Source organism: Halanaerobacter jeridensis (genome assembly GCF_016908315.1).
GTDB lineage: Bacteria > Bacillota > Halanaerobiia > Halobacteroidales > Halobacteroidaceae > Halanaerobacter > Halanaerobacter jeridensis.
Window position 1 is genome coordinate 98,500 of record NZ_JAFBDQ010000010.1, and the last position, 18,064, is coordinate 116,563.

Genomic DNA, 18,064 nt, shown 5'->3' on the forward strand with positions numbered 1-18,064 from the left:
ATTAAAATAAAGTGTAATAATTCTAGTATACTAAAGGGATTGATAGTAGTCAAATAACATAATTTTCAGACAATTATTTTTTAAACCATAAAAAGGTAAAAACTCAGCTACCTCAATGAGGCAGCTGAGTTTGAAAGATCATTTATTCAATTTCTTGTCGCCCTTCTAAGGCTTTAGATAAAGTAACTTCATCAGCATATTCTAAATCTCCGCCAACGGGCAGTCCATGAGCTATTCTAGTTACCTTAATTCCTAAAGGCTTCATCAACTGCGAAATATAGGCAGCAGTAGCCTCTCCTTCTACATTAGGGTCAGTTGCTAGAATAATCTCTTCTACCTCATCTTCTCTTACTCGCGGCAGTAAATCTTTTATCTCTATATCATCGGGCCCTACTCCATCAATTGGAGAAATAGCACCATGTAAAACATGATAGAGGCCATTATATTCCCCGGTTTTTTCCATAGCTACAATATCTTTAACACTTTCTACTACACAAACTAATTGTTCATTTCGCTTTGGATCATTACAAATATGACACGGATCATTCTGTGTTAAATTATGACATTTAGAACAATAAGTTAAATTCTCTTGCACTTCTGAAATAGAATTAGCTAAATTATTAACTTCAGCTTGATCCATTTCTATAATATAAAAAGCTAATCGCTGTGCAGTTTTTTTACCAATCCCAGGTAATTTAGTTAATTGACCTATTAATTGTGCTAAAGGCCTAGCATAATAGTCCATCGGCAAAACTCCTTACATACCAGGGATATTCATTCCACCTGTCAATTGTCCCATTTCTTGTTCCATCATATCTTTGGCTTTGTTCATAGCTTCATTAGTAGCAGCTAGAACTAAGTCTTCTAACATTTCAATATCATCTGGGTCTAAAACCTCAGGATCAATATCAATATCTACTACTTCTTGACCACCATTAACAACTACTGTTACTACGCCACCACCAGCAGAAGCCTCTACAGTTTCATTCTTTAATTCTTCCTGCTTCTGTTCCATTTTACTCTGCATCTTTTGAGCCTGCTTCATCATTTTTTGCATATCCATAATTATCTTCCCCTTTCAATAAATTGATTAAATTTATTTTTGGTCTAGCTTTTCTACCTTTACAACTTGACCAGAGAACAATTCTAATGCTTCCTTAACTAAAGGATGATCTCTAACTTTTTCTTCTTCACTTTTCTCTTGTTGCTTATTATTATCAGCAACAATACATTCAATCCGCAAGCTAACTCCTAAAAGCTTTTTTAGCGCTTTCTCAACCACCTGTTTTTTATTTTCAATTTGATTTTTATGAAACTCATGCTTAAATGCCAACAGCAGTTTATTATTCTCTATTTTAAATGGTTTTGCATCTCTTAAAAAAGCTGCTAGTTTCATATCCTGTTTCTTTAAGTAGTCTAAAAATTCATTCCACTGACTCTTAATTTGATCGATTTCTACATCTTCTGGTGCATCTAAATCAGCTACTTTAGAGTCTTTATGTTCATGTTCTGTATGATTTTGCGATTTTTCATCATTCTGTTTAGGAGTAGTGGAGTTAGCTTGCTTCGCTTGTTGAGAAGTTGACTTGCTGCTTTGCTGCACCTGCTGCTGTTTTTTATTTTTTTCTTCATCTTTAGCTTGGTCTTGTTGCTGAGATACTATTTGACCATTAGCAACTTGCTCTTCTAATTTAGTTAAACGATTCAAAATAGTATCCATTGATTTATCTGTTTCACTTTTAACTAATTTTATAATTCCCATTTCCAAAATCAAACGTTGTTGGGTTGTTTGTTTTAAATCATAACTCATTTCGTTTAAAATTTCAATCCAACGCAGTATTTGACCAACTAATAAATCACCAACTAAGGATTTTAGTTCTTCTTTTTCATCTGCACCTACTTCAATTAATTTATTAGTATCTGTACACTCTTTCAATAACAGTAAATTACGAAAATGATGAATTAAATCATCTACAAACTGAGAGATATTTTTTCCTTGTCCAATAATATCACTCACTAAATTTAATGCTTCTTCTACATCATGGTCAATCATGATTTTAGTTAGTCCAATTAAAATATCCCGATCTACCATTCCTAATACTGCACTAACATCATCTATTGTAATTTCTGATCCAGCATAAGAAATAGTCTGATCTAAAATACTAATGGCATCTCTCATTCCCCCGCCAGCATTTCTAGCAATTGCTGACATGGCTTTGTGGGAAATTTCTACTTCTTCTTGTTCAGAAATATATGATAAACGTTCAATAATATCATTAATAGATAAACGACCAAAATCAAATCTTTGACAGCGTGATAAAATAGTAGATAGTAACTTATTAGGTTCTGTTGTAGCTAAAATAAAAATAACATATTCCGGTGGTTCCTCTAAGGTCTTTAATAAAGCATTAAAAGCCTCAGTAGTTAACATATGTACTTCATCAATAATATATACTTTATAATTACCTTCGGTCGGAGAAAATTTAACCTTTTCCCGTAACTCTCTAATTTCATTAATCCCCCGATTAGAGGCAGCATCAATTTCTAATACATCAATCGAATTATTATTAGTTATTTTATTACAAGCAGAACATTCACCACAAATATCTACTGTTGGTCCATCTTCACAATTTAGTGCTTTGGCTAAAATTTTGGCAGTACTTGTTTTACCAGTCCCCCGGGGCCCACAAAATAAATAAGCATGAGCAATCCGGTCTAATTTAATTGCATTCTTTAAGGTTTTAACTACATTATCTTGGCCCACAATATCAGAAAAAGTCTGGGGTCGCCATTTACGATACAAAGATACATAAGCCATATAAAATAGGACCTCCAATCAAATCATAATATTTTACAATTGCTAGTTTATCGAAAAAAATCAAAAAAACTCAAGTTAAATTAAGTATTTCATATATTTATTCAAAATTATTTATAAATAAAAAACTATAGTTATATAGTAAATGGCCGTGCATCTACTCTCACCTATTTCTCCCAAGCGTTACCTAAACAGTTAGCTCGAACCAGGTAACCCTACGGCACATGAGGACACTTGCTTACCGCTGCTTCCTTCCGGACCTGACGGGGTTCGTAAGGCCTCATTGCGTAGGACCCGATCGTCAACACCACTTATCTAGGCCAGACCTTAAAAGAAATAGGCTAAAGTAGACTTCAACCCTGCTAAGCGGATTGCAGGTTATAGGGCACCGCTACCACCCCGTTTAGCACGACCAAATTTATATAAAGGCAAATTGCCTTTATTCCAATATTAAATTAAACTGCACATTCTATTTTAACATTAAATAATCACTTAGTCAACACCATACAAAATTTTCCTATCAAAACTTTAATTTTAAATGGCGGAGAGGGAGGGATTTGAACCCTCGAAGGGCGTTAACCCTTACTCGCTTTCCAGGCGAGCTCCTTAAACCGGACTCGGACACCTCTCCACAATAAATTCAGTTTACAATTTACAGTTTATATTTAACAGTTAAAAACAAAAGCTTAAAAACAAATAAAATATAAGTTTAAGTCTAAGTTTAAGTTTAAGTAAAATTAAAACTCAATCTTAAAACTTTATTTAACAACTTAAGCTCATACTTAAACTTAAGATTCTCTTAATTTCACAAAGAAATCTTTCATCAACTGCTTACAATCAGCAGCTAAAACACCAGATTCTACTTCTAATCTATGATTTAATCTATCATTATTAGTTAAATTGAATACACTACCTGCTGCACCACTTTTAGGTTCTGGAGCACCAAATACTAATCTCTCTACACGAGATTCTACTAAAGCTCCAGCACACATGACACAAGGTTCAATAGTTACATACATTGTACAATCTAACAACCGCCAACCACCTAACTTTTCTACAGCTTGATCGATTGCTAAAATTTCTGCATGCGCAGTAGGGTCTTGATTACTTTCTTTTAAATTATGAGCCTTAGCTATTATTTCACTATCTTTAACAATAATAGCTCCAATTGGCACTTCTTCTTTAGCGAATGCTTTTTGGGCTTCTTCTAAAGCAATTTCCATATATTGTTCATCATTTTCACTCACAATTATTCACCATCATCTTAATAAATATTTAGTTTAAAACAACTGCTCAATCAACCCTGCCCTTAAGACTATATAATATTTACAAGAGATTGTCAAGTAAAATTTCGATTAAATACTTATTTTCTACAATTAGATAGCAATAATTCCTTATTTTATCGATAATCTTCTAAATTAATTACTTTATTATTATTTTCAACCACTGCTTCTTGTGCTTCCAGTTCCTTAACAAACTTTTCTAAATCATGTTTGATAGCTGGTTTTCCCTCAGCTTCATCTTCTTCTACTAACTGGTCTAAATAGTCTAATAATTCATCTGCTTCTTCATCACTTAAATCACTAATATTAATCAAATCCACTTCAGGATTGACTAAGCGATATAATTCCTGTTGATATTTAGGCAAAGTTTTCAAAAACTCAGTCTTATAATCCTCCTCTTTCATATTGATCAGATTTAGCTCTTTTTCTTCTTCCTCTGATAATTTCTCTTTAATTTTGCCATCTATTAATTGATTCAAAAACGTTTTAGCTTCCACTAATTCATCAATACTCCAATTTCCTACTATTTCATGTTTAAAAATACCTTGGTCTTCATCTTCTAAATGCATAATTGCCTTAGTAATTGACAAATCATCATCTAAATTTAAATCTTTGATATCCATAGTTAAGCCCCCTTATAATAAGCTATAAGTATTGATTCCATATTAAAAACTAAATTCCTTTTTAATAATTAACTTAAATACAAAAATTAATAATACCTGCCTAAACGGCAGGTTAATAAAAAAATATATAATAATATGGCGTGCCCGGGAGGATTCGAACCTCCAACCCCCTGATTCGTAGTCAGATACTCTATCCAGTTGAGCTACGGGCACAAGTAAATGGCGGAGAGAGAGGGATTCGAACCCTCGCTAGGACAATATGTCCTACTACAGGTTTAGCAAACCCGCCCCTTCAGCCAACTTGGGTATCTCTCCACAATATAAAATTAAAATGGCGGAGGGGGTGGGATTCGAACCCACGGTACGTCGGAACGCACAGCAGATTTCAAGTCTGCCACCATCAACCGGACTCGGACACCCCTCCGAATGTGACTCACTTAAAGATTATATATATTATACGGACAAATGTCAAGGATAAATAGTCTTTTTATCTAATTTATTTCGTTATTCTTCTTTAACTTTAAAAGATAATCGCAGTAATCCTTCAGTTAAATGTTCATTTTCTACTTGAATATTAGGCGGTGTCTTTAAATCTACTGGGGAAAAATTCCAAATGCCTTTGATCCCAGCTTTAATCATTTGATTAGCAACTTCTTGGGCTGAACTAGCTGGCACTGTAATTACTCCAATATTAATATCATTTTCAGCAATATAATCTTTTAACTCGACAACATCTTTAACAACTAAACCATTAATTTCTAATCCAATCAATTTAGGATTAGTATCAAAAATAGCTGATAAATAAAATCCTCTTTTTTCAAAATCTCTCGAATTGACTAAAGCTTGACCAATATTACCGACTCCTACTAATACCATATTACTTTTCTGTTGAATGCCCATTACTTCAGCTAAAGAATTATACAGTTTTTTTACATTATAACCATAACCCTGCTGACCAAAATTACCAAAATAGTTCAAATCCTGCCGCAACTGTGGAGCTGAAACTCCTACAATTTCCCCTAACTGCTGCGAAGAAATTTTTTCTCTTCCTTCATTTAATAATTCTTCTAAATAGCGATGATATTTAGGTAATCTCTTGATTACTGCAGCAGGAACCATAATTGATTCATCAGTTTCTTTTGTCATCCTCATCTCCCCCTCACAATCTGTGAAATTGCTCATGCCCTATTTCTTTAATTAGTTTTTGTACTTCTTTGTTTTCAACGGCTTCATTAACTTCTGCTTCTGCACCAAATTGATTGATGGCTTGAGTTGTTTTTTCTACATTCATTAACGTTGCTGGCCCCCCAGCACAACCACCTTCACAGCCCATACCTTCTATAAAACATCCTTTATATTGCCCTGCTTGAGCTAAATTTAGAGTCTGCACACACTCTTTTAATCCTTCAGCTTGAGTTTTATTAATTTCTTGCTCTGAATCCAATTTAGCAGCTGATCCCATAACTGCCTTAACTAATCCACCACTACGACCAAAAGTTCTCCCAGCATCAGAAACAGAGTCCTGTCTATTATATTCTTCAAGATCAAGCAAATTAATTCCTGCACCGACAAAAATAGATCCTAATTCTTCAAACGTAAGAACCCCAGCAACTTCTTCATAAGCAGCACCTTCATCTTTTTTAGCAATACAAGGGCCAATGAACACTACATTACTATCAGGTTGTTGCTCTTTTAACACTTTAGCAATAGCTACCATAGGAGAGACAAGACTAGAAGAATTCTCTTCTAATTGCGGAAAATGATTCTTGATTAAACTCAAAAATGAAGGACAGCAAGAAGTAGTTAAATAATCTTGTTCTTCAGGTATTTTAGATACTAATTCTTTTGTTTCTTCACTAGCTACTATATCTGCACCTACAGCCACTTCACGAACCTCGTCAAACCCTAACTCAATTAATCCTTTTTTTATTTGTCCAGAAGTCACCTGCGGGCCAAATTGTCCTACAAAAGATGGAGCTAAGACAGCAATAGTTTTCTCTTCTTTAATCCTTTTTATTACTTGTATGATTTGCGATTTATAAGTAATTGCTCCAAAAGGACAACTCTCGATACAAGAACCACAGGCAACACATTTATCCTGGTCAATCTCAGCTTGACGGTCATTGTCAGCTTTAATTGCTTCAACCTCACAAGCAGTTTCACAAGGACGACTCAACTCTAAAATGGCATTATAGGGACAAGCTTGTTTACATAAACCACATTCAATACACTTTTCTTGATCTATATAGGCTTTATTTTGCACTGTAACAATAGCATCTTGGGGGCAGGCATTAATACAGTTGTGGTCGACACAATTTCTGCAGGCATCACTAACCCGATACTTATCTAAAGGACAGCGATCACAAGCAATATCTAGTACATCAACTACTGGTTTTTCTATTTCATCTAAATTCCAAGCCTCCCCTACTAGTTCTTCCAAATTATCTTCTTGATTATTCGGCTGCAATCCTAAAGCAGATTTGATGCGGTCATTCACAATAGCTCTTTCTTTATGGACACAGCATCTATACCCTAAACCTTCTTCCGGAATTATTTCTTTAGGCAAATTATTTATTTTTTCTCTAATAGTTCCCTCTAATGCTAACTCAGCTACCTTACTAAACACTTTTCTCCTTAGTTTTGTTATTCCAGATACCTCTTGACTCATAATTCAACCCTCCAATTTAAATTTATATACTTTATTTCTTGCTAGACTGTTTACTTTTCACTATTTCAATCAATTCTTGCGGTGTTGCAGGAGCATAGACTTCACCAGCTACTTCTACTGCTGGAGCTTGATTACAATTATCTAAACAATTGACTGCTTCAATTTTTAATTCCACTTCATGTTTGCTTTTATATTTTTCCAAAGCAGAAACTAGATTTTGTGCTCCCATCAAATGACATGGAGTTCCTATACAAACTTTAACCTTCATTTTTTCCCCCCTCTTTATTAAAACCACTTTAGATTAATTTCTTTCCCTTTATCATTTAATTTAGCTACTAACTTTTTAATAATCTGATTTCTAATTGACATTTCTTCTGGTAATTTCAAACTTTGATGGGCTGAATTAACTGCCTGACCAACTAACAGATTAACATCATCACTAGTCAATAATAATTCAGCTAATTTAGTAGCACCATCTTTTTTATCCGGCAGATCTTCTTCACTTTCAGCTTCTTCTAATCTTTCTAAAGTTTTATTAAGTGTCAATAATCCTTCCGTTACTAAATCAATTCCTTCAATTTCTGAAGTAGGAGGCACATCTTGGTCATAATACTCTAACTTCACTTCTAACTCCTTATCTAATTCTCGAGCCACAATTTGAGCAGTTGTACCGCCACAAACTACTTTTTTATCCCCTTGCTCAATCAACTTTTGGACTACTTGATTATCTTTAGCTTCATCTTTAGGTGGACCAGTAAATAAAGTTACTGCTCTTTCTTCTCTAAATTGGGCAATAACTGCTGTAGTATCATCACCAGGTTCCATACAATAATAAGCTTCAGATAAATCAACAATTTTTTGGGCAAGTTCAGGAGTAGTGCCATATTTATCTAGATACTGCTTTAAATAATCATTAATCCCTGACCAACCTAAACCAAAATTAAGTAATCCCTCTATACCAGCATGAACTACTCCATCACTCACTAACATAACCATATCTCCTTCTTCTAATTTAAAATTTGCTTCTCTAACTTCTTTATCTCCTACTTGACGCTCACTCATTTCTAATTGAGAAACTTGACCACTATTATTAATAAAAAAGGAAGGGGGATTATCTATTTCAACTAAATAGCAACTACCATCATTAAAAATTTGTAACACAGATAAGGTAGAATAAGCTAGTTGACGTTCTTTACAAACTGGTAAAGTTTTAGTGATTGTTTCTACTGCTTCATCAATAGAAATACCATTTTCTAAAAGTTTACTCGCAATTTTAGTAGTTAAATTAGCTAGAATATTAGCTTTAACTCCACTCCCTAAACCATCAGATAAAACTATAATAGTGGATTGTTCATTACTAACTACTTCTACATTATCCCCACATAATTCCTCTCCTTTTTTAGATACATTAGCAACTTTTGTATCTACCTGCATGATTAAACCCCCTCTTCTTTCATCAACTCTCTTAGTTCATGTAAAATAACTTTAGTTTCTGAAGTTGATTCACCTAATAAACTAGCAATTTCTTGGGCTACCTTCATCTGTTTATTAATCACCTGATTAGCTTTTTCTAATGTTTCTTCTTTCATTTCAGCCACTTTCTCTTTTTGTCTTTCTCGATCTGTAACATCAGTTAAAATTCCAACTACCAATTCATAGTCTGCTAAAGGTAAAATAGATTTCTCTACAACTACATCATACTGCTCATATTCTACTTTTTTCTGAGAAATACGGCGTTTGTCTTCCCAAACTTTAATAAAGTCTTCAGGGTCTATATAGCGTTCTAATTTATTTCCAATTGGATATTCCTTGCGAAAATTAAACAATTCATTAGCTTTAGGATTGAACTTTTGAATTATCATATCTTTATCAACTACAATAATTGCATTAGGAGAAGATTTAACTATAATATCTGCTAACGACTCTAATTTTCCTTTCATATAAGGAATACACATTTTATTTTCAGCATAACCTTGATAAACTGCTATAGCTTTTTCTCGACACGTATCATAACCACAACCTCCGCAGTCTAATTCATCCTCGGGATTAAATTTACCTAATTGTGATAAAATAGACCTGATTTGATTTTCACTCGGCATCTCCTCTGTTTCTTTTTTATTTTTATAATCACGTTTTAAATTAATTTCTATCTTATCACTGTCTATTTTTCTCTCAGCCCTCTCTTCAGTTTTTAAAGCTTTAGTATAATTAATTATTTTTTCTTTGCGGGCATGTACGCCTGATTCTGAAGATAATCCCGGTCCATTAATACAACCTCCTGAACAAATCATTGCTTCAACAAATTGAGGTTCTATCTCTCCGGCTAAAATATCTTCAAAAGTATTTTTACACTCATCTAAACCTGAAACTGTTATTATTTCACTATTAAAAGTAGATTCAATATCTGCAGCTTTTAAAACTCCACTTTGAACAGGAAAAGAAGCAGCCCAAGAGGATAATTCATCATCAAAACTGCTACTTTTTAATTGCTGCAAATTTATATTATGTTTTGCAAACAATTCTTCTAATTGATTAAAAGTAATAGCTAAATCTACTTCTTCTGCAACCTGCCAAGTTACTTCATCTAATTTAGCTATACAGGGGCCAATAAATACAACTTCTGCATCATCATATTTATTTTGAATTAACTTACCATGAGCCACCATTGGTGATACACTATCTGCCAAATAAGAAATTAAATCTGGATAATGTTTTTCTATTAAATTAACTACTGCTGGACAGCAGGCTGAAATTACCGGCTTCCTTCGCTGTTCTAATAACTTCTGATAGTAATCAGCTATCTTTTCAGCCCCTACAGCAGTCTCTTCTACAGCACTAAATCCTAACTTTTTTAGTCCAGCTACTATTTGAGCAGGACCAGCATCAAATGCTGCTACAAAAGAAGGCGCTAAACTAGCTACTAATTTATTATTATTTAATTTCTGCTCTAAACTAGTTAACTGATTACTAACTTCCTTTGCATTTTGGGGGCAAACATCAATACATTGTCCACAATAAATACATTTTTCCTCTACTACTTCTGCTTGACCGTTTTTAATCCCAATTGCTTTTAAAGAACAATTTCTTACACAACGGTGACAATCTTCACAATCTGACTCACTTAAAGCTATAATTCCCATTATTGCTCCCCCTTTAATTGTTGGTAAAAAATTTCTTCAATATTATTCGGACTAACATTCTTGACAATTTGATTATCAAATTCAACAATTACTCCTTCAGTACACTGCCCACAGCAAAAAGAGGCTCCTAATTCAATTTCTGCTTCAAGATGATTCTTTTTTAATAATCTTTTTAATTTCTCTACAATTCTAGGTGCTCCTTTCAAATGACAGCTGCTACCAACACACACTGTAATCTTTCTCATAACTATCAACCTCTTTTGTGATTTTTTTAACAATAACCGCTAAAAAAATATTATCTACTCTTTGTTAATATAATATCATAGTTCTTTAATTCCTACAATCATAATCTCAAAGCAGAACTATTTAAAATTTTCTCACAATTAAAATATATTAAATTTCAAAAAATAAAAAAACATCCCGCTAGGGATATTTATTAAATGGCGGAGAGAGAGGGATTCGAACCCTCGCTAGGACAGTATGTCCTACTACAGGTTTAGCAAACCCGCCCCTTCAGCCAACTTGGGTATCTCTCCACAATATAAAATTAAAATGGCGGAGGGGGTGGGATTCGAACCCACGGTGCGTCGGAACGCACAGCAGATTTCAAGTCTGCCACCATAACCCGGACTCGGACACCCCTCCATGTAAACAGTCCACTGACTATTATATACCCCAACGATAGATTTGTCAAGAAATTTTAAAATTTAATTTCAACGACCAGTAAGATTATAAATTGTATCAAAATAAGCCCCAATTACAAGGATTAATTTTAATTAATATTAGTCCCCATAATTTCTTGACAATCGGGGTTTATCTATATATAATTCCTAAGTAGAAATAGTAAAAAAATAATTTTTAAAAAACTCTTGTGGAGGGGTTATCTAATGATTGATGACAATCTCGAAGAGGACATTGTAGAATGGATTCAAGACAAAGTTGAAGAAAGAGATGCTGATGGCGTAGTAATTGGACTTAGCGGTGGAATTGATTCTTCTGTAGCTGGTGCTTTAGGTAAGAAAGCATTTCCAGAAAACAGTTTAGGAGTTCTACTTCCTGCTGACGGAACAATTACTAAAGATGTTGAATATGCCAATATGATAGCTGATGAATTTGACCTAGATACAATTAAAGTTAACATGGAAGATGCTAACAACGCACTTGTAGATACATTTGAAAGTATTGATATCGAAAAGACTGAACGAAAACATTGGCCGCAGACTCAAATTCCTACACCAGATCCAGCATCACAAAATATTCAAACTCGACTAAGAATGATGACTCTTTACTATATTGCTGAAAAGAAAAACTATTTAGTATTAGGAACTAGTAATAAGAGTGAAATCCTTGCTGGTTATTATACATTACATGGTGATGGAGCTACTGACTTGCGTCCAATGGGCGATTTATATAAAACAGAAGTTTGGGAATTAGCTGAACAGCTTGGTGTACCGCAAGAAATTATTGATCGTCCTCCAACTGGCGGCTGCCGTGGAGACGAAACTGACCGAGACGAAAAAGAATTTGGTCTTGATTATGAAACATTAGATGCAATTCATGAAACAATTCATGAAGGTGGCGACTTAACTCAGTTCGATCAAGATGATGTTAATCGTGCTGTAGAATTATTTGCTGCTGCAAGAGATAAAGAACAAACTCCAACGTTTACAGTATAACTTATATACTATATACAAAGACTCCCAGTCATCTGACTGGGAGTCTTCTTTATTAAAAAATTATACTTTTTAGATTTTGATTTACTCTTTTAACTTGTTACTCTTTTCTCATCACTTGTCACTGAATAGGCTATAGCCTATTCTCTACTTTTGATAAGTTATTTTTTCTCTACCGCCCATATAATTTTTCAAGACTTCTGGAATTACAATCTCTCCATCTTCAGTCTGATAATTTTCCATAATTGCAGCAACTGTTCTACCAATTGCTAAGCCTGAACCATTTAAAGTATGAACATGCTTGGTATTAGCTTCAGGTTCTGGGCGATACTTAATTTCAGCTCTTCGAGCTTGGAATGATTTAAAATTACTGCAAGAAGACACCTCACGATAAGTATCATAACTAGGCATCCACACTTCTAAATCATACTTCTTAGCAGCAGTAAATCCTAAATCTCCTGTACACATATCCATGACTCGATATGGTAATTCTAACTTTTGCAAAATAGTCTCTGCATTCTCAACTAGCTTTTCAAATTCTTCTTTAGACTTTTCTGGCTCAACAAATTTAACCATCTCTACTTTATTGAACTGATGTTGTCTAATAATTCCTCGTGTATCTCTACCATGCGCTCCAGCTTCAGCTCTAAAACAAGCACTATAAGCAACATGATGAATCGGAAGATCTTCTTTATCTAAAATTTCTTCTCGATACATATTAGTAATTGGTACTTCAGCAGTAGGAATTAAATAATAATCCGTATCTTCTACCTTATACGAATCTTCAGCGAATTTAGGTAGCTGCCCTGTACCGTACATACTTTTTTCATGGACCATAAACGGTGGAAAAACCTCTTCATAACCATGCTCTTTCGTATGCACATCAATCATGAAATCAATCAAAGCGCGCTCTAACTTAGCTGCAGCACGTTTTAAAAAGGTAAATCTAGCTCCTGATACTTTAGCACCTTTCTCAAAATCTAAAATATCTAAATTAACACCTAAATCCCAATGAGCCTGAGGGGAAAAATCAAACTCTCTAGGTTCCCCCCAAGTCTTAACACATACATTATCAGATTCATCTTCTCCTAATGGAACATCATCCTGGGGAATGTTAGGTAACTGCAGCATGATTTCCTCTAAACGCTGATTATATTTTTTTACTTGCTCATCTAACTCTTTAATCTCATCAGCTACTGTCTGCATCCGGTCAATAATTTCTTGGGCCTCTTCATCTTTACCTTCCCGCTTTAATTCACCTATCTTTTGAGAAGATTCATTTCGTTCCTGCTTTAATTGCTCTACCTTTTGAATTAATTCTCTTCTTTTGTGGTCTACATCTTCAAATTCATCTATTGGCGCTGAAGTTCCTTTCTTCTCTAGAGCATCTTTAACTACATCAATATTATCTCTCACAAATCCTAAATCTAACATGATTCTCCTCCTTTATTACCTACAAACTCAACAAACTAAAGTCATTCATACCTTCTATTTCTAATAATTTATTCTTTAATTCTTCATCAAGTTGCTGGTCAATATTAATTACCATAATTGCTTTTCCTCCAGCTTGATTACGACCTAACTGCATACTAGCAATATTAACATCATTACTTCCTAATAATGTACCTACTTCTCCTACAATACCAGGCTGGTCTTGATGGTCAGTTACTAGCATATTACCCTGCGGAAGAATATCTACATCATAACCATTAATATCTACAATTCTTAATTCATCTTGATGGAATACAGTTCCTGATAATTCTCGTGTTTCTTCTCCATCATTAATTTTTATAGTAATTAAATTAGCAAACTCCTCAGTAGTAGTACTTGTAGTTTCAGCAATTTGAATACCTCTTTTTTCTGCAAATACTTCAGCATTAACTAAGTTTAGTTTCTCTTCTACTACTGGATCTAATAATCCTTTTAAAATAGCTGGAGTAACTAATTCTACTTCTTTATTAGCAATATCACCTTGATAAACAACTTCTATTTTTTCGATTCTACCGCCAGTCCAACCAGCATAAAATCCACCTAACTTTTCAGCTAACTTAATATACGGTTGTACTTCTTTAAGCTCTTCTGGCTGTAGTCGTGGTACATTCAATGGAGTCCTTGGCAATTCACCATTAAAGACCATTAGGGCCTGTTTAGCAGCTTCAATTGCTACATTATCCATAGCTGCTACGGTAGTTCCACCTAAGTGAGGTGCTAAAATAACTTCTTCTACATCAATCAAATTATAATCTTTTCCTGGTGGCTCTTCTTCGTGCACATCTAGTCCTGCTCCTGCTACTTTACCATTCTTTACAGCTTCTTCTAAATCAAATCTATCTACACACCCACCACGAGCAGCATTAATGATATAAACTCCATCTTTCATTTTAGCAAAAGTATCTTCATTAAGTAAATGTTTAGTTTCATCTGTTAATGGCGTGTGAATCGTTACATAATCAGAGCGTTCATATAACTCATCCTTGCTCACTAATTCTACTCCTAATCTTTCCCCTCTTTCTTCTGGAATATAAGGGTCATTAGCTATAACTTCCATATTAAAGGCCTGCGCTCTTTTAGCTACAGCTCCTCCAACTCGACCTAAACCAATAATTCCTAATGTTTTTTGATTTAATTCTACTCCTTGATATTTGCCGCGGTCCCAAATGCCTTCATTTAGAGCATTATTGGCCTGCACAGTATTTCTTGAAGTTGCTAACATTAAGGCCATTGCCTGTTCTGCAGCAGAAATAGTATTTTCTCCTGGAGTATTTAAAACGATAATCCCTTCTTGAGAAGCAGCATCAATATCAATATTATCATAACCAGAACCTGCTCGAGCAATCACCTCTAAATTTTCTGCTTTACCTAATACTTCTTCATTTAGTGGAGTCATACTTCGCAACACAATACCATTATATTTAGGGATTTCTTCTAATAATTCTTCATAAGATAATTCAGTGTTATACGTCACTTCAACACCATTTTCTTTTAATAATTCTCTTCCTGCTTCTGAAACCGGATCACTTACTAATACTTTTTTAGTCATTATTTTCTCTCCTCCTCGAATACTTTTTGGGCTGCTTCTAAACCAGTACCTAATTCAACATCATATCCTTCTTCTTTTAAAACCATTTCAATAGCTGAAACAGTAGATAAAGCATCTGTTCTACTAACATTTCCTAAATGACCAATTCTAAACACTTTCCCTTTTAAATGTCCTTTACTACCAGTCACATAAACATTATAATCTTCTTTTAATTTACTACTTAAAGCTGAGAACTCTACTTCTTCCGGCAATTTGATAGCACTAACTGTCTTAGAAGCTATCTCATCATCAACAAATGGTTCTAATCCAATTGCCCGCATTGCTTCTCTAATTGCCTTAGCAACTACCTTATGTCTATTAAATACGTTCTCTAATCCTTCTTCTTTAATCTCTTGCAGTACTTCTCTGAGCACATATAGTACTGATAATGCTGGCGTAGATGGTGTTTGAGAATCACGGTCATAACGATCTTTAGCACGGTTGAAGTCCCAATAAAAGGCTGGTAGATCAGAATCTTCAGTTGCTGCTAATGCTTTATCACTCACACTAACTAAACATAATCCTGGTGGAGTCATCAATGCTTTTTGCGAAGAAGTAACTACTACGTCTGCTCCCCATTCATCTGTCTTTAATTCAATTCCTCCTAAGGAACTAACTGCATCAACTAACAATAAAGCATTATACTTTTCAGCTAATTCACCAATTGGCTGAGGATGATTAATTACCCCAGTAGAAGTTTCATTATGTGTCATCAAAATTGCTTCATAATCTTCAGCAGCTAATTTCTCTTCTACTACTTCAGGGTCTACTGCAGTCCCCCATTCAAAGTCAATTCTATCTACTTCTACTCCGTATCTTTCAGCAATTGTAGCATATCTTTCTCCAAAAGCACCTGTACATAATGATAATACCTTATCACCTTCAGATAGAGTATTAGCAATTGAAGCTTCTAATCCTCCTGTTCCAGAACACGTTAAAATTAATACATCATTAGTAGTCTGAAACACATACTTTAATCCCTCTGTCACTTCCTCAATCAACTCGTCACATTCTGCCTCCCGGTGACCAATTATTTCATCTGCTCCTGCTCTTCTAGCGGATGCAGGAATAGGTGTTGGCCCAGGTAACATCAAAGTTCTTTTTTCTTTCATTTTCTTACCCCCTTCTCAATTCTCAACTCAAACTACTTACTACAAATAAAAAACTCTCCTCCTTCACAATCTAAACAAAGATTGCTAGGGACGAGAGAATTACTTGCTCGCGTTGCCACCCTAATTGATCAATTGACCCACTCAATTAGTAATGATAACGGTATTAAACCGGAATGGCTTAAATCACCACCCACTCCTAGGCGGATTCAATCTTCCATTATATCGACTCTCAGCAACCGTCGACTCTCTTAAATAATGAGAAAATTTACTCTTCCTATTCATCGTGTTTAGAGTTTATTTGATTTTAATGTTAATCATTTTTCTTAAGTTAATTATATATGATGGGATACTTAAATTCAAGTTACATTTTTAACTTTTATTAGTATTGAAGTTTTAAATTATCTAAATTAGTCTTCTCTCTTTGCTGAATTAACTGCTGATACATTATCTGAGACTGCTTGTTATTAGTCGGTAATTGTCCCTCAATTGCGCGTTTAAACAAAACATTTGTTAGCAGTTTATTAATTGAACCAAGTAATCTTTCAATTGGTGAAGCTTCATTATAATAAACTAAATTAGGCTCTCCTTTAATATTAGCTAATTTAGCTGTTCTATCTACAGCATCATAAAAAGTACCTAATTTATCTACTAACCCTAACTTTTTAGCTTTAGCACCATTATAAATTCTTCCATCTGCTAACTCCATTACTTCTTTTTTAGGCATATCTCTACCTTCAGCTACTGCAGTTACAAATTGTTGATAAACATTATCGACCATATCCTGCAGCATCTTTTTCTCTTCAGTAGTCATCTCACGATTTGGACTTCCGATATCTTTATGAGGACCACTCTTAATAGTTACAGAATCTACTCCAATTTTATCATATAAATCCTGCATATTAGTAAATTTCATTATAACCCCAATACTTCCTGTAATCGTTGAAGGGCTAGCGAAAATTTCATCAGCATTTGCAGAAATATAGTAACCACCTGAAGCTGCTACGTCTCCCATAGACACAACAATTGCTTTTTCTGTTGCTTGTTTAAACTTATCTAATTCTCTATAGATTGAATCAGAAGCAGCTGAACTACCACCAGGAGTGTTAACTCGTAATAAAAGAGCTTTAATGCTTTTATCATCTTTAGCTTTTTGAATTTGTTTCATTATATCACGAGAACTAGCCATTTCATTACCACCAAATACTCCACCACTACTGCCAGCCATAATTGGCCCAGTTACATTAATAACTGCGATATTATCTTTCCCTTTAGATTTATTGCCCATTGAACCAAAAGATTTAGTGATTAAAAATCCACCAACAATACCTAGAAAAATCAGAAATAATAAAGCAAACACTAAAAAACCTATAAATATCTTTTTAGTACTTAATTCCAAAATTTAAACCTCCCTATAAATTATTAAAACTAAATCTATCTAATCAATAATTAATAACCTATAATAATATTTACTCTTTACTTATTTTATTTAAATATAACTCACAAAATACCTTTTAAATAAATAAACAAAAAATAAAAAGTTCCGTAACGAATCCGCTACGGAACTAAATGAATTAGGAATCTGGCAGCGTCCTACTCTCTCGCAGGGCTGCCCCTACAATACCATCGGCGCTGGAGGACTTAACTTCTGTGTTCGAGATGGGAGACAGGTGT

16 protein-coding genes, 6 tRNA genes, 1 rRNA gene, 1 other RNA gene and 1 other annotated feature are annotated in these 18,064 nt (G+C 34.2%); of the genes, 1 reads left to right on the forward strand and 23 read right to left on the reverse strand.

The genetic code is table 11. The features are described from left to right. Positions 1-142: 142 nt before the first annotated feature. From recR to JOC47_RS10465, 18 genes are all read right to left on the reverse strand, one after another. Positions 143-745: a recombination mediator RecR gene (recR, locus tag JOC47_RS10380; protein ID WP_204702004.1), complete on the reverse strand. Its 603-nt coding sequence runs from the start codon at positions 743-745 to the stop codon at positions 143-145. Positions 746-757: 12 nt separating this feature from the next. Then, entirely contained in the window at positions 758-1,063 is a 306-nt protein-coding gene (locus JOC47_RS10385; protein WP_204702005.1) for a YbaB/EbfC family nucleoid-associated protein, read from the reverse strand. A 33-nt stretch (positions 1,064-1,096) separates the two neighbouring features. After that, complete coding sequence (gene dnaX / locus JOC47_RS10390; RefSeq protein WP_204702006.1) at positions 1,097-2,818, reverse strand: DNA polymerase III subunit gamma/tau; 1,722 nt, start codon at positions 2,816-2,818, stop codon at positions 1,097-1,099. Between the two features lie 146 nt (positions 2,819-2,964). Further along, positions 2,965-3,227: signal recognition particle sRNA large type (gene ffs / locus JOC47_RS10395), an RNA gene on the reverse strand. Positions 3,228-3,354: 127 nt separating this feature from the next. Continuing rightward, a tRNA-Ser gene (locus JOC47_RS10400) sits at positions 3,355-3,446 on the reverse strand. A gap of 157 nt (positions 3,447-3,603) precedes the next feature. Continuing rightward, complete coding sequence (tadA, locus tag JOC47_RS10405) at positions 3,604-4,062, reverse strand: tRNA adenosine(34) deaminase TadA (RefSeq protein ID WP_204702007.1); 459 nt, start codon at positions 4,060-4,062, stop codon at positions 3,604-3,606. Positions 4,063-4,214: 152 nt separating this feature from the next. Further along, positions 4,215-4,721 carry a hypothetical protein gene (locus JOC47_RS10410; protein ID WP_204702008.1) on the reverse strand — a complete coding sequence of 169 codons (507 nt, stop codon included), beginning with the start codon at positions 4,719-4,721 and terminating at the stop codon, positions 4,215-4,217. A gap of 136 nt (positions 4,722-4,857) precedes the next feature. Beyond that, a tRNA-Arg gene (locus JOC47_RS10415) sits at positions 4,858-4,934 on the reverse strand. Positions 4,935-4,941: 7 nt separating this feature from the next. Further along, positions 4,942-5,036, reverse strand: a tRNA-Ser gene (locus JOC47_RS10420). 17 nt (positions 5,037-5,053) lie between these two features. Beyond that, positions 5,054-5,145 (reverse strand) — tRNA-Ser (locus JOC47_RS10425). Between the two features lie 80 nt (positions 5,146-5,225). After that, entirely contained in the window at positions 5,226-5,867 is a 642-nt protein-coding gene (locus JOC47_RS10430; protein ID WP_204702009.1) for a redox-sensing transcriptional repressor Rex, read from the reverse strand. Positions 5,868-5,880: 13 nt separating this feature from the next. After that, positions 5,881-7,389: a 4Fe-4S dicluster domain-containing protein gene (locus tag JOC47_RS10435; protein ID WP_204702010.1), complete on the reverse strand. Its 1,509-nt coding sequence runs from the start codon at positions 7,387-7,389 to the stop codon at positions 5,881-5,883. A gap of 31 nt (positions 7,390-7,420) precedes the next feature. Next, on the reverse strand, positions 7,421-7,657 hold the full coding sequence (locus JOC47_RS10440) for an NAD(P)H-dependent oxidoreductase subunit E (RefSeq protein ID WP_204702011.1): 237 nt from the start codon (positions 7,655-7,657) through the stop codon (positions 7,421-7,423). A gap of 17 nt (positions 7,658-7,674) precedes the next feature. After that, on the reverse strand, positions 7,675-8,823 hold the full coding sequence (locus tag JOC47_RS10445; protein WP_204702012.1) for a SpoIIE family protein phosphatase: 1,149 nt from the start codon (positions 8,821-8,823) through the stop codon (positions 7,675-7,677). 2 nt (positions 8,824-8,825) lie between these two features. Next, positions 8,826-10,529 (reverse strand): [Fe-Fe] hydrogenase large subunit C-terminal domain-containing protein, encoded by a 1,704-nt coding sequence (locus JOC47_RS10450; protein ID WP_204702013.1) that lies wholly within the window; start codon positions 10,527-10,529, stop codon positions 8,826-8,828. Continuing rightward, on the reverse strand, positions 10,529-10,774 hold the full coding sequence (locus JOC47_RS10455) for a (2Fe-2S) ferredoxin domain-containing protein (protein ID WP_204702014.1): 246 nt from the start codon (positions 10,772-10,774) through the stop codon (positions 10,529-10,531). The genes JOC47_RS10450 and JOC47_RS10455 overlap by 1 nt, the downstream gene beginning before the upstream one ends. Positions 10,775-10,970: 196 nt before the next feature. Continuing rightward, positions 10,971-11,065: transfer RNA gene (locus JOC47_RS10460), tRNA-Ser, on the reverse strand. 17 nt (positions 11,066-11,082) lie between these two features. Continuing rightward, positions 11,083-11,174, reverse strand: a tRNA-Ser gene (locus tag JOC47_RS10465). Positions 11,175-11,416: 242 nt separating this feature from the next. Between JOC47_RS10465 and nadE the strand changes: the two genes are divergently transcribed. Next, on the forward strand, positions 11,417-12,205 hold the full coding sequence (nadE, locus tag JOC47_RS10470) for an NAD(+) synthase (RefSeq protein WP_204702015.1): 789 nt from the start codon (positions 11,417-11,419) through the stop codon (positions 12,203-12,205). Positions 12,206-12,349: 144 nt separating this feature from the next. Here nadE and serS read toward each other — a convergent pair whose 3' ends face one another. The 5 genes from serS to rrf form a co-directional block, all read right to left on the reverse strand. Next, entirely contained in the window at positions 12,350-13,636 is a 1,287-nt protein-coding gene (gene serS / locus JOC47_RS10475; RefSeq protein WP_204702016.1) for a serine--tRNA ligase, read from the reverse strand. Positions 13,637-13,655: 19 nt separating this feature from the next. Next, positions 13,656-15,242: a phosphoglycerate dehydrogenase gene (gene serA / locus JOC47_RS10480; protein WP_204702017.1), complete on the reverse strand. Its 1,587-nt coding sequence runs from the start codon at positions 15,240-15,242 to the stop codon at positions 13,656-13,658. After that, on the reverse strand, positions 15,242-16,393 hold the full coding sequence (locus JOC47_RS10485; RefSeq protein ID WP_204702018.1) for a pyridoxal-phosphate-dependent aminotransferase family protein: 1,152 nt from the start codon (positions 16,391-16,393) through the stop codon (positions 15,242-15,244). The genes serA and JOC47_RS10485 overlap by 1 nt, the downstream gene beginning before the upstream one ends. Before the next feature lie 83 nt (positions 16,394-16,476). After that, positions 16,477-16,684, reverse strand: a binding site (T-box leader). 88 nt (positions 16,685-16,772) lie between these two features. Next, positions 16,773-17,789 carry a signal peptide peptidase SppA gene (gene sppA / locus JOC47_RS10490; protein WP_204702019.1) on the reverse strand — a complete coding sequence of 339 codons (1,017 nt, stop codon included), beginning with the start codon at positions 17,787-17,789 and terminating at the stop codon, positions 16,773-16,775. A 181-nt stretch (positions 17,790-17,970) separates the two neighbouring features. Continuing rightward, positions 17,971-18,064, reverse strand: a 5S ribosomal RNA gene (gene rrf, locus JOC47_RS10495); the annotation flags it as partial.

Bases quoted from the DNA above. Each gene is read 5' to 3' on its own strand.
- recR (WP_204702004.1), bottom strand. From the start codon at position 745: ATGGACTATTATGCTAGGCCTTTAGCACAATTAATAGGTCAATTAACT.
- JOC47_RS10385 (WP_204702005.1), bottom strand. From the start codon at position 1,063: ATGGATATGCAAAAAATGATGAAGCAGGCTCAAAAGATGCAGAGTAAA.
- dnaX (WP_204702006.1), bottom strand. From the start codon at position 2,818: ATGGCTTATGTATCTTTGTATCGTAAATGGCGACCCCAGACTTTTTCT.
- JOC47_RS10410 (WP_204702008.1), bottom strand. From the start codon at position 4,721: ATGGATATCAAAGATTTAAATTTAGATGATGATTTGTCAATTACTAAG.
- JOC47_RS10430 (WP_204702009.1), bottom strand. From the start codon at position 5,867: ATGACAAAAGAAACTGATGAATCAATTATGGTTCCTGCTGCAGTAATC.
- JOC47_RS10435 (WP_204702010.1), bottom strand. From the start codon at position 7,389: ATGAGTCAAGAGGTATCTGGAATAACAAAACTAAGGAGAAAAGTGTTT.
- JOC47_RS10440 (WP_204702011.1), bottom strand. From the start codon at position 7,657: ATGAAGGTTAAAGTTTGTATAGGAACTCCATGTCATTTGATGGGAGCA.
- JOC47_RS10445 (WP_204702012.1), bottom strand. From the start codon at position 8,823: ATGCAGGTAGATACAAAAGTTGCTAATGTATCTAAAAAAGGAGAGGAA.
- JOC47_RS10450 (WP_204702013.1), bottom strand. From the start codon at position 10,529: ATGGGAATTATAGCTTTAAGTGAGTCAGATTGTGAAGATTGTCACCGT.
- JOC47_RS10455 (WP_204702014.1), bottom strand. From the start codon at position 10,774: ATGAGAAAGATTACAGTGTGTGTTGGTAGCAGCTGTCATTTGAAAGGA.
- nadE (WP_204702015.1), top strand. From the start codon at position 11,417: ATGATTGATGACAATCTCGAAGAGGACATTGTAGAATGGATTCAAGAC.
- serS (WP_204702016.1), bottom strand. From the start codon at position 13,636: ATGTTAGATTTAGGATTTGTGAGAGATAATATTGATGTAGTTAAAGAT.
- serA (WP_204702017.1), bottom strand. From the start codon at position 15,242: ATGACTAAAAAAGTATTAGTAAGTGATCCGGTTTCAGAAGCAGGAAGA.
- JOC47_RS10485 (WP_204702018.1), bottom strand. From the start codon at position 16,393: ATGAAAGAAAAAAGAACTTTGATGTTACCTGGGCCAACACCTATTCCT.